General features: G+C 36.8%; 3 protein-coding genes. 2 read left to right on the forward strand and 1 reads right to left on the reverse strand.

What is annotated here, in order from left to right; genetic code table 11:
* A partial coding sequence (locus tag EGI31_RS14290; protein ID WP_310586218.1) for a group II intron maturase-specific domain-containing protein occupies positions 1-483 on the forward strand: 483 nt, incomplete at its 5' end.
* A 44-nt stretch (positions 484-527) separates the two neighbouring features.
* Here EGI31_RS14290 and EGI31_RS14295 read toward each other — a convergent pair.
* Positions 528-1,808: a glycosyltransferase gene (locus tag EGI31_RS14295; RefSeq protein WP_255037901.1), complete on the reverse strand. Its 1,281-nt coding sequence runs from the start codon at positions 1,806-1,808 to the stop codon at positions 528-530.
* Positions 1,809-1,900: 92 nt separating this feature from the next.
* Here EGI31_RS14295 and EGI31_RS14300 point away from each other — a divergent pair.
* Positions 1,901-2,744, forward strand: an 844-nt coding sequence (locus EGI31_RS14300; RefSeq protein ID WP_255037902.1) for a transposase, incomplete at its 3' end; no start/stop codon positions are given.

The following is a 2,744-nucleotide window of genomic DNA, read 5'->3' on the forward strand; positions in this document are numbered from 1 at the left end:
GGAGCAAAAGGCAAATATCAGATAGTAGTACTAGACAAAAGCTGGAAGAAGCTAAAAGCAAGTATCAAGGAAGTAACACGCAAAACTGCACCATTGAGTTTCGATGAACGTAACACAAAACTGAAACTACTGCAACGAGGATGGGTCAACTATTTCAAACTTGGAAATATAGGCAGCAAACTCAAAAGCATAGACAGTTGGACAAGAAACCGTTTACGATATTGCATTTGGACAGACTGGAAAAAGCCAGAACGGAAACGTAAGAACTTGATACGACTGGGAGTTCCACCAAGTAAAGCCTACCAATTTAGCAGAACCCGAAAAGGAGGATGGGTAATAGCCCAAAGTCCTATAATGGTAACAACTATCACACTAGAACGCCTAAGAAAAAGGGGATACGAAAGTATGAACGATTACTATGAAAAGGTAAGTCCGATGTTTAATGAACCGCTGTATACGAGACCCGTACGTACAGTGGTGTGAGAGCCTCTCCCTGCTAGGGTTTCCTAGTGGGGCAGGCTACTCGATTATGTGCCGTATTTTTGTTTTTCTTTAAAGTAATTTTCAATTTCTGTTATTGCATTTTCAAGTCCGTTTTCGTTTTTGATTTGTTGTCCAACAGCCGAAACATTATTTTTTATTTCGTTAGTTTGCACTCTTTGAATTGCCAAAATAAGTTTATCTGCTGATAATGATTTAACTGGAATATGAACACCTAACTTTCTTTGTTCAACGATTTTGCCCCAAGTAGGTTGGTCTGTATAAAATGAAACTATGATTACTGGTAAATTGTGTCTTAACATAGTCGCCAAAGTTCCTGCTCCTCCGTGAAAAACTCCTACTTTGCATTGTGGTAAAATTGTTTCGTGATTTACATATTTTGTTACAAATAAATTGTCGTGCTTTGGTAAATTGTCAAACTGTGACCAACCTGTACAAAATAAAATTCTTTCAGTTGTTTGCTCTAAAATATCTGTAATAATTTTTGAAAATTTGGTAGTGTTTCCTATTCCATTACTACCAAAACCTATGTAAATTGGTTTGTCTCCTTTTGAAATCCACTCTTTAAGTTCAGTCGGTGTTTGGTCTAAAAAATGTTGTTCTCTTTTCTGTTTGGGAATGTTTATAAATCCTGTGATTTTATGGTGGGTTTCCCAATCTTTTGGTTGTGGAATTAACGATTGACTAATGCAATACAAATCCAAAACTTTTAGTTTGTCAATATGTGCAACCAAATTTTCTTTTAATTCTGGTAGCAATAACTCTTTTCGGTATTCGTTGGTGTCTTGTTTTACAAATTGCCAAAAGAAAAATTGAGCAATTTTATAAGTCAGTTTATTGTACCAAGAAAAGTTTAAGAAGTCAAAGTCGCCCAATGGAAATGCAGTCGTTGGCACAACTGGTGGCATAAAATAAGTGAGTGCTATTTTTTTTTGTTGCTTTTCAGCAATAGCACTTACAATTGGAAGCGTCATTGAATTTGCAATTACGAAATCAACTTTTGAAATGGCTTCGTAATAACTTTTTCGTAATGGCTCTCTGTTGTCGTGAAGAACTTTAAAATAATACTTCATCAATTTTATAGAGTTCTCGGATTGTAGTATTTCTTGTCCTTCGGTTGAGTTCATCATAGTTTCAGCGTTTCCCCAAAGTGGCTGAAACGAAATTCCAAAACCTTCTACAAATTCTTTAAAATCTTCCGTAGCAGAAAGTGTTACTTTGTGTCCTTTGTCCATAAGTCCAAGTGCTAATGCAATGTATGGTTGCAAATCGCCTCTTGTTCCGTATGTAAAAATTCCTATGTTCATTTAGTGTTGTCTGTCAGTTTGAGGGTTGTTATAATATGGCACATAACGGCAGTCTGTGAAAAAACTGCCTTTACAAAACTAAATAAAAGGTTTTGAAAACATACAGAGTTTTTGTATTTTTAATACATCAAAAAACGCTTTCTGCCTTGCCAATTCAATCAAAAACAGACCGAAATCAAGTCCAGTTTTCTAGTTTTGAGGAGCGAATCAACAATGATAATCCTGTTCGGTTTATTGACGCCTTTGTTGATAAACTAGAGATGACTAAACTTGGCTTCATTTCTCAAACTTTCAAAACTGAAGGCCGACCTACTTTTGAGCACTCATTATATTTAAAGCTTTATTTATACGGCTACCTAAACGGTTTACGCAGCAGCCGCAAGCTTGAGAGGGAATGCGTGCGTAATGTAGAGGTTTTTTGGCTGCTTTGCGGTCAGCAGCCTAATTACCACAGCATAGCTGACTTCCGAAAAGACAATCCTAAGGCCCTAAAAAACACGTTCAAACTCTTTGTACTATTTTTAAAAGAATGTGAGCTAATTGGAGGGCGTACAGTAGCCATTGATGGTACTAAAGTAAGAGCAAGTAATTCCAAGAAGAACAACTATAATCAAAAGAAAATAGACCGCCATTTAGCTTATATCGAAGAAAAGACCACGGAATACTTAAAGCAGTTAGAAGAAAATGATAAGCAAAACACTGGTTTAGATGTAAAACATGTTCAGGCCAAAATAGAACGTCTTGCTGGAGCCAAAATCAAATATGAAACACTGGAAAAGCAGCTTTCGACTACAGACGAACCCCAGGTAAGTACGACTGACACAGACGCCAGAGCCTTATTGGTACAAGGACAAGTAGTAGAAGTGAGTTATAACCTACAAGCTGCTGTAGACGAACAGCACAAACTGGTGGTAGCTACACACACACTCAACCGCA

The organism is Lacihabitans soyangensis (assembly GCF_024343775.1).
Taxonomy (GTDB): Bacteria; Bacteroidota; Bacteroidia; order Cytophagales; family Spirosomataceae; genus Leadbetterella; species Leadbetterella soyangensis.